Genomic DNA, 10,009 nt, shown 5'->3' on the forward strand with positions numbered 1-10,009 from the left:
AATTTGGATGGATGATTATAACCATAAAAGACCACACGATAGCTTAGGGAAAATACCACCAGTAAAATATGCTGAAAACAAACGTGTCGCTGCCGCTAGGCTCATTTTAAAATAAAATGGTTTTAAAGAAACGATATGAAGAGAAAGCCATTCTATTTTAAAACGTAAAAAATTATATATTTGGAAAAACAAACAGTTTTAAATAGGGGAAGCTTACAGTTCAAGCTGCTCGGAACTAAAGGCTTGAAGCACGACATGATAATCTGGTCTAAAATTTATATAGAATTCGGAATTACCATTATTAAAACTACCTATTGCACTGACCTTTTCCCACGATTCCGTAAACATCACACCAATTAGTTAACCCATTAACCTCACGGAAGGCAGGTAAAAAGGTGTTCGTCAGCCGTTCCGTTTCGTTCCGCAAAACATCCCAACAACGGTATACAAAGCAACTAAACTTTAATATTTTAAGATCAAAAAGAAGACTTGCCAATAAAATATTTGTAGCATAAAGTAGGATAGAATATAACAATCAAAAAGCCCACTGTGTTTTTTTACAGTGGGCTTCATTAAAAAAAATCATTGTTGTCCGATTAAAATTCTATGATCTCGGTAAGTCCAAGCCAATAATAACTTTCGGGGAGTTTCTTAAATATGACCTTTATTTTCATTTTGTTCAGTAACAAAACCGAAATATCGCAAGTTCGTCTATCATTGAATTTTAAAAAGTACATTTTCAGAGGTTTACGCTTTAGTCTTGGCTCTTGATTCCTGTAGCGCCAGCGGTCTTGTCTCTATTCTCGGACAATACTGAAAAAAAAATATATTAACTAATCTATACGTATCAAAAACTCAGATCAAAGATCCCATTGGTCAATTCAATCTGGCCATTATCATTGTTTTCAACAACTCCGGAAAAGGAACCCTTAAGAACGCCACCTGAATTTGTTGTCACAGAGTTATTAAAATTTGAAGCCATTGGATAATAAGTTGATATTAGATTGATTTGAAAGGAGTATCTAAAAAAAGTGTATCAGCTCCCTTTTTAAAATACTCCCTGCATTATTGAACTTTGAAAGGCTTTCTGTCTGTATAATACATTCTAATGCCATTACCGATCCCCTTCTTGGACCTTGGGTATGCTCAGTGTGTACCTCTTTTAACATTTCACACTACTCACTTTATCACAAGCCTCTTCGCTACAAATTGATTCCCAACTCTCACTTTCACCAAATAAACTCCAGAGACAATTCCATCAGTTCTTACTCTGATGTTTTTGTGTGCTCCAAAATCCCCACGGAACAACTCCCTTATCTTTTTCCCCGAAATATCAAAAAGCTGGATACTTCCTTCCGAAGATAAAGTTTGCGAAATTGTAAATTCCGAGGTCGCTGGGTTGGGATGTAGTATGATGGAACTCGCTGATAATTCATTGTCGCCAACGCCTAGACAAAAGTTAACCACATTGTCAAAACTGAACATTCCCCGTCCAAAAGTTCCAGCATAAAGCGTTTGCGTTGGTTCGTGCAGCTTCAAGTCCATAATGATGGTCTGGGGGAGCCCATTACCCAAAATATCCCAACTTTCTCCATCATTTATCGAAAACCACACGTTCAAATCTGTCGCTACAAGAAGTATATTTTCCTCTGAATAGGTAATAATGTCGTTAACGGGCAAATTCGGCAAGTTAGATGAAATGTCCGTCCAGTTTTCTCCGCCATCCGTGGTCTTGAAAACGTGCGGGGTATATTCCAAGTATTTAAAACCAGAAACCGCAACGTATGCAGTCATATCATCATCTGGAACCATCGCGATAGAAGTAATATATTGGTCTGGTAAGCCTGTGCTTACATCTGACCAAGTAGCGCCACCATCAAAAGTTACATTTACATTTCCATCATCGCTTCCAGTATAAATTACATCGAGATTGTTATAAGAAGAAGCGATTGCGGTAAGCGTTCCGAAAGCCATAGAACCACTGGTATGAATGCCGTCCGTTAAGTCTGGACTGATCACAGTCCAGTTTGAAGCTCGATTGGAAGTATATAATCTATTGGTTCCGTAATAAAGAATTTCGTGGTCAAAAGGCGAAATTATAACCGGAGTGTTCCAGTTGTTCCTGTCGTTTCCATTAATTCCATTGGTGGCATAATTGAAACTGTCTCCCCCATCGATGCTCCGACCCAAGTTTCCATATTGCGACTCCACGTAAATGTAATTATTGTCCACCGGATCAACATTTACGTGAAAACCATCACCACCCCAAATGGAGTGCCAGTCACTCGCTCCACCAGTCATTGTTCGTATCGTATTGTTGTCCTGTGTTCCGCCGTAAAGTCTTTCTGGTTGGGTCCTGTCAACTTCAATATTGTAAAATTGCGTTATGGGAAGGTTTAAGAACTTACTCCAACTGTTACCTCCATTGTTTGAAATATAAGCCCCACCATCGTTACCGGCAAGCATAAAATTACTGTTGGTCCTTGAAAAATCCAATGCGTGATGATCTACATGCATACCTGGTAAGGTCTGCCAAGAAGCACCACTGTCTGTAGATTTTGCAATCTCAAGACCTACAATATATACTTCAGATGAATTGGTTGGATTTACACGAAGATTTCCAAAATACCAACCAAAATTGGCATCAATGCCACTTAAAGCACTCGGTGGAGTTACCAATGTCCAATTGTTGCCATTGTCGATACTTTTATACAGGCCATCGAATTTGTTAGTTATTTTGTTAGTGGTGTAACGAGCATAAACCGTAGAAGGATCGGATTCCGAAACAGCAATTCCTATTCTTCCCGTTTGTACATTTGGAGCAGGCAACCCGTTGGCTTCACCCAACCGAGTCCAAGTGGTGCCACCGTCCATAGAGCGATGGATTGCGGAGGTTACCCCTGCATAATCACGCTCCCAAGGTTTACGGGTTCGCTCCCACATGGAAGCGTACAGAATGTTGGTGTTTACCACATTCATCGCAACATCTATTGCTGCTGTTGAATCGGTCACAAACAGCACTTGTTCCCAACTTCCACCTCCGTTTAGGGTTCTATAAATTCCCCGCTCGCTATTCGTACCGTATAATTCTCCAGTAGCTGCCACAAAAACACGATCTGGGTCTGTGGGATCCACTACAATTCTGCCAATATGATTGCTTTCAGGCAAACCGACGTTCGTCCACGAATCGCCGGCGTCGTCGCTTCTGTAAATTCCATCGCCAAAATAAGCTCCATCGGTGGCGCTTCCATTTGCTTCCCCCGTTCCCGCATAAATTCGCTGTGGACTTGAGGGTGCAATAGCAATATCCCCAATAGACATTTTTGCTTCATTGTCAAAAATTGGAATCCAGTTCACGCCAAGGTCATAACTTCTAAAAATGCCTCCCGTGGCCGTGGCAACGTAAAGATGGTTGTCGTTATCAGGGGCAATTGCAACATCAGTAATTCTTCCGCCCGTGTTCAATGGTCCCACGAATGACCATTCCCCAGCCACTTCAGGCAATCTGTTGACCTGGATTTGTCTTGATTGAACAATGGCTTCTTTATAAGCCTCTTTATTGATATAGTTGTTTGGATAGGCACGCTGGTTGTACATCCACTCTGCTGGGTACTCCATTTTCCCAGTTTCTTGGATAATATCTTCAAGTCCACTGGCAGACACGCCGTCTGAATTATCCTTATAACTTGAAATTAAAAGAGTAGAAAGTAAGAGCAAAAGGACTATCAGAAAAAAGGGAAGTGTGTATTTTTTCATTTCGAACATTTTAGAATTTGCAGTATTTTTAATCAAGATTCTATTTGAATCCTCTTGATTATAAATACCTTTAATATTTATTTTACATTCTAGTTAAGCATTTACCAGTCTCTAAAAAGTATAATTAAAATAAATAGAGGTCGGTAGATCCATATTCAAACTTTGATTATTCTAGCGTATGTCTCGTTGAGCGCAGTCGAAACGTAATTAATAAGGTCCAATAGTTCTCGTCTTTAGTTTATCTTGAACGAAGTCGAAAGGCTCGAACAGACAAAGGGAAAATTCTTTATATCACTGATAATCATATTAATGAATTATATGCAACTAACTACTGACCTCTAAAAAAATATTGAGAACTCCCCATAAAAATCAATCAATTCACTGTTTTACAAGCCATTAAAATTTCCAGTCCAATGTTATTAGTCACTCTCAAAGCGTAATAGATATTGAACCAACGGTGTTTAAGAATTGAACGGCAGCTCTCAAGCTACTTTTCTAACCGTGTGTGTTATCTAATTCGCATCACTATTTAGACCGATTCTAAACAAATATACGTTTTTTTCAGAAACAATTAACATTATCTAGCTGTTTATTTAAAATTAATTTTCCGAAATCTGAAATAGAATTCACGGTTATATTGCTTTAATAGATTCAAATCGTTTGGTATAACGAAAACCTGGCATTTCTGTTAATAGAGCATTTTTTATATTTCAAGTTTGCATCCATCAATAGCTATTCAGTTTCTAAAATAAACAGCTCATCTGTAATATGGCCATAATTTCCCGATACCCTTTTTCGATTTTATCATTTGGGATAATAGCGTTTTCGAGACGTCGTGTAGAATCCATCCTGCTGTAAATACATCGCTTGTGAATTTAGATTAAACAATATTGCGGCAGTTCCCAAACGGGAGATAAAATCTCAGGTCAAAACGAAACGAAATAAATATGCTGGGGATAAAAGTGTTGGCATTATCCAGTAGTCACTTGAAGGAAGTATTCTATGAGTTTACCTTCCTTCTATATTGTTTGCTTACACAATGCATAAAAATTCCACGCTTCTATCATTAAAAATTTCTGAAATAGCACTATAGATTTAAACCAATATAAAGATGATAAAAGAAGTAAGGACGATTTTATTTTCCCTGAATTGAAAAAGGCCAAAATCAATAAACATCTAACTATGCGCATAGCGCACCATAGCTTTGGTAACATTGCAGGCGATACAATACATCTATTAATGCTGCAGAAATTGTATCGGTACAGTAATTTAAAAACCATCTTAGACTTTCAGGCAAACTTTATACGATAGAAGCTGATTATAATCGTGTTATAATCTTCTAATAAGAGTCTTTGGTAGTTGTCAAATATCACATTTACAATGATACGTCTGATAATGAATCTACGGCAATAATAGGCACATCGAATATTTTATTGTCTATAAACTAATAAGTGCTCCTCAAATTACTATTAATAATTCAAATTAAGTCCTGCTCCAAACCCCATATCGCTATCGTAATGGGCAGTAATTCCCACATTTCGTGTTGCGATATATCGCAATCCTCCCATATACTCCTTGTCTGTATTCCACATTAGATTCATACGCAATCTTTGCGTGAGGGGAATGTCTTTTCGCTCAAATTGCAGCCTTACATTACCATCTGAGAATATTTCGGCCTGTGCCATTACCAACATTGGCAGGGTATAATTGACACCTATACTAACTAATGCACGCTTATCTTTTGTGTTTTTTTCTCCAAAAAGGTTTTCCTCAACCTCATCATGTCCCAATTTTCTATTGCGCCAGTCAAAGCCTACAAATGGCATCAGCCACTGCATTTTTGCAATATACCGTCCTATATGGGTTTCTGTTTCATATCCGTGCATATCATTATAGCCTAAACGTCATTCGGTGCCAAAACTCCAACGAGTGCTCTGTATCATTAACTCCCCATCATTTCCATTTGTAGCAAAATCGTTTTCTGCCATTAAATGAAATTCCCTGTCATCGCCCTTTAATTTTCTTAATGCAAATTCTGGATTTGGAATCAATGGATTGGGCTCTTGGTTTTCATAACTAAAAACCCTACCCATCCCGCTCATCATATGGTACAATATGTGGCAATGAAAAATCCAATCACCTTCAGCATTGGCTTCAAACTCGATGACATCAGTTTCCATAGGCATAATATCCACCACGTTTTTTAGCGGAGCGTAATCCCCTTGACCGTTGAGCAACCTAAAATCGTGTCCGTGCAAGTGCATTGGGTGGCGCATCATTGAATTATTATACATGGTAATCCTTACTTTTTCACCTTTTTTTATCAGGATTTTGTCGCTTTCTGATATCACTTTATTATCCAAACTCCAAACGTAGCGGTTCATGTTTCCCGTAAGTGTAAAATGCAGTTCCTTTACAGGTGCGTCCTCGGGAAGTGTAGTTTTGGTAGGCGATTTGAGCATAGCGTAATTGAGTGTTGTGATGTCTGAAAGCTCATTGCTTTTGTACATTTCTTCGTTCATCTTCATTCCATCCATTTCGTCCATTTTATGACCAGTAGACTCTTCGCCTTCCATATCCATCTTCTTGCTTTTTCCGTTATCCGCAGGGCCTGTTATTTCAGGATACATCACCACGTTCATATCCATTTGTTGCATACTCATTTTCATTCCCATTTGATCGAGGTCCCCATTCATTTTCATCATTCCATTCATCATTTCCATACCCTCAAAATATTTAAGTTTTGGTAGTGGCGACGTGAGCTGTTTAATGCCTTCTCCCAAATAGATGGAAGCAGATTTGGTGCGGTCTTCTGGTGTTGCTAAAAACTCAAAAGCCGTATTATCTGCAGGAATGTTAACTACCACATCGTAGGTCTCAGATACTGCAATAAGCAGTCTATCGACCTCCACAGGTTCTACATCATTACCGTCATTGGCCACCACGGTTATTTTTCCGCCGGCATACGTAAGCCAGAAATAGCTGGAAGCACCTCCATTTGAAATTTGCAGCCGCACCTTATCTCCGGCTTTTAAACCTTTCAGGGAAGTATCGTCATTTTCACTTTTGCCATTGATTAGAAATTTGTCATAATAAACGTCGCTTACATCCATAGCGTTCATACGCTTCCACTCGTTGCGAAGTTTCGTTTTAAGATGTCCGGCTTTTACAGCTTCTCCATAACTTTGAGTGGTTCCCTTTTTAATCGCAAACCAATCTGACGCGTTGTGAAGCATTCTATGTACATTTTCTGGTTTATAGTCGGTCCATTCGCTCAAAACGATCGGAATGGTAGACAAGTCGTCAATGCCTTTTCTGAAGGTTTTATTATCGGGTCTTTTCTTCAAAATCATAGAACCATACAGTCCTATCTGTTCCTGCTTTTCTGACAGTTAAGATTTAAGTATTATTTATGAGTTCCATCTTAATTGATTCTTAAACTAAACCTACCGCTCCATTCTATTCCACCAATATTGCGCGCGTTATCCTTACTGCCAAATTGCATATCTTCATTAAAGTTATCTGGATATAGAAGGATGCCACTTAAATTAGGGTAATGCCATTCTTTAAAGCCAAAAACAGGAATCACAGCACTTACTACAATCAAAATTTTGTCTAATTCTTCCAATTCAAACTGTACACCCTCTATATAAACCTCACTTAAAAACTGCATCATCCGTTGTTGAAAAACAAGTTGCCTGCCTTTAGAAAGATTTCTATAATAAAGAACATTCTCCAACAATAATTTGTGCCAATGATATGGAAAAGGTTGGACTCTCCGACGTTTTGCTTTTCGATAAAAATGAATAACAAACAGAAGAATCACAACCTAAATTAAAACATAAGCCATATTGAAAGAGGAATTAATCCACAGGTTCCGCCTTAAATCCTACTTTTTGCAAAGTTGATTTTACGTCTTCTTCGGTTGCACCATCGCTTTCAATGGTTAAGATTTTATTAGGATTGGCGGTATCTACTTCCCAACTTTCTACACCTTCTTGTTTGTTTAAAAAAGGGGTTACTTTTGATACACACCCACCACAATTGATATTTGTTTTAAATTTTAAAGTTTTCATAGTATTGAATTTATTAATTATTAAAGTTTTACTCGTTTAAGTCTTAAGCTGTTTGCTACTACAGATACACTACTGAATGCCATTGCTGCACCTGCAATCATCGGATCCAACAAAAACCCATTTACGGGATACAAAACTCCCGCTGCAATTGGAATACCGATGATGTTGTAAATGAATGCCCAGAATAAGTTCTGACGTATACCCAACACGGTTCTTTTCGATAATTCCAGCGCTTTAGGAATGGATTGCAAATCTGATGTTATCAAGGTCATTTTTGCGACGTCCATTGCTATGCCTGAACCTTTACCCATTGCGATACTCACATTGGCTTGTGCCAAAGCGTGGGAGTCATTGATACCATCGCCAACCATTGCTACTATCTTTCCATCCGTCTGTAATTTTTCAACAAAAGCCGCTTTGTCCGAAGGCATTACTTCGCCTTGGTAATTTGTTATTCCTACTTGATTTGCTACAGCAGATGCTGTTTTATTGTTATCTCCCGTGAGCATAAAGACTTCGATGCCTCTTTCTTGAAGCGTAGCTATGGCTTTTTTTGAAGTTTCCTTTATCTTGTCTGCAATAGCGAGTATCGCCAACACCTCTTTTTCATTGCCAAGGAAAATGACTGTTTTCGATTGCTCTTCAAGACTTTCTGCTGTTTGCATCAAGGAAGTATCGATTTGAATATTTTTCTCAAGCATTAGTTTATGATTTCCAACATAGTATTGTGAACCATTTTCTGTTTGAGCTTTTACACCTTTGCCTGTAATGCTTTCAAAAGAAGTCATTTCAGCTTTTCCAATATTCTCATCCTTTAAGTGATTGACTACCGCTTCTGCCAAAGGGTGTTCTGATTGTGCTTCTATTGCCAAAAGAATTTGCTTGTATTGATTTTGATCTTCAAGTTTATCCCTCCAAAATATATCAGTTACTAAAGGTTTTCCTTCCGTAATTGTGCCAGTTTTATCAAGAATGACAGCATTCACTTTATAACCGAGTTCTAAACTTTCGGCATCTTTTATAAGAATATTATTTTCAGCACCTTTTCCGATACCCACCATTATGGCGGTAGGGGTCGCCAACCCCAATGCACAAGGACAAGCTATTACCAATACAGCTACAGAAGTCAATAAAGCTTGAGAAAATCCGTTTTCGCCACCAACTGACATCCAAACAATAAATGTAATAATAGATATACCTAAAACGACAGGAACAAATATTCCAGCAATTTTATCTACCAGTTTCTGAACAGGCGCTTTGCTTCCTTGTGCGTCCTGAACCATTTTAATGATTTGGGACAGCAAGGTTTCTCCACCTACTTTTTCGGCAGTAAACTGGAAACTACCTTTTTGGTTTACCGTTCCTGCGAAAACTTTTTCATCCTTTGTTTTTTCTACAGGAACAGGCTCTCCCGTAATCATACTTTCATCAACATAAGAGCTTCCTTTGGAAACTTCTCCATCCACAGGAATCTTCTCTCCTGGACGTACCAATATCGTCTGACCTACTTGAACAGCCGAAATAGAAATTTCCTTTTCTTCCCCGTTTTCAATAATTTTAAGCGTTTTAGGTTGTAATCCCATCAGCTTTTTAATAGCCGAAGAAGTATTTGACTTTGCCTTTTCCTCCAATAGTTTCCCTAAAGAAATAAAAGTTATAATTACCGTAGCCGCCTCATAATAGACGTGAGGCTCGATACCACGACTCAACCAAAATTCAGGAAAAAAGGTGTTGAAAACACTAAACAAAAATGCAATTCCGGTACTCAAGGCCACCAAGGTATCCATATTCGCCTTACCGTGTTTGGCTTGCTTGAAAGCATTGATAAAAAAGCTACGACCAAACCAAAATAGAATAGGGAAAGCCAATAGTAAAGAAATCCACTTACCTGGTTCCCATTGCATAAAAAACATTCCTAATACAAAAATTGGAAGCGTAAGAATGGCTGACCAAATAGTGCGATTTTTTATGTCTTGATAGTGCTTTTGCTGTAGTTCTTGTTGTACTTCCGAAGGATTCTCCGCATCAATGATAATATCATAGCCCACTTCGCGAAGTGCATTTTGAAGTTGATTAGGACTCAACTCTTTGTCGTACTCTACAAGAACAGAGCTATTGGCAAAATTTACGCTTGCATCAAAAACGCCTTTCGTATGTTTTAATACAGATTCAACGCT

At 38.3% G+C, this 10,009-nt stretch carries 5 protein-coding genes and 1 pseudogene; 1 reads left to right on the top strand and 5 read right to left on the bottom strand.

Annotation, left to right across the window (positions count from 1 at the left end; translation table 11 throughout):
- Nucleotide 1 precedes the first annotated feature (1 nt).
- Entirely contained in the window at nt 2–115 is a 114-nt protein-coding gene (locus ACN0U3_RS14025) for an integrase core domain-containing protein (protein ID WP_417266718.1), read from the top strand.
- Between the two features lie 1,064 nt (nt 116–1,179).
- On the opposite strand, the gene ACN0U3_RS14030 is transcribed toward ACN0U3_RS14025, so the two are convergent.
- The 5 genes and pseudogenes from ACN0U3_RS14030 to ACN0U3_RS14050 all read right to left on the bottom strand — a co-directional run.
- A complete protein-coding gene (locus ACN0U3_RS14030; RefSeq protein ID WP_417266715.1) occupies nt 1,180–3,756 on the bottom strand; it encodes a T9SS type A sorting domain-containing protein in 2,577 nt (858 codons plus the stop codon).
- Between the two features lie 1,469 nt (nt 3,757–5,225).
- Nucleotides 5,226–7,136: pseudogene (locus ACN0U3_RS14035) on the bottom strand (multicopper oxidase domain-containing protein); the annotation flags it as partial.
- A gap of 44 nt (nt 7,137–7,180) precedes the next feature.
- Entirely contained in the window at nt 7,181–7,582 is a 402-nt protein-coding gene (locus ACN0U3_RS14040; protein ID WP_417266716.1) for a zinc-dependent peptidase, read from the bottom strand.
- A gap of 37 nt (nt 7,583–7,619) precedes the next feature.
- The gene (locus ACN0U3_RS14045; protein ID WP_268225841.1) at nt 7,620–7,832 is read right to left on the bottom strand and encodes a heavy-metal-associated domain-containing protein; all 213 of its coding nucleotides are present in this window, start codon (nt 7,830–7,832) and stop codon (nt 7,620–7,622) included.
- Nucleotides 7,833–7,852: 20 nt separating this feature from the next.
- Nucleotides 7,853–10,009, bottom strand: a 2,157-nt coding sequence (locus tag ACN0U3_RS14050) for a heavy metal translocating P-type ATPase (protein ID WP_417266717.1), incomplete at its 5' end; no start/stop codon positions are given.

This window comes from Brumimicrobium sp., assembly GCF_048268645.1.
Taxonomy (GTDB): domain Bacteria; phylum Bacteroidota; class Bacteroidia; order Flavobacteriales_D; family Crocinitomicaceae; genus Brumimicrobium; species Brumimicrobium ulvae.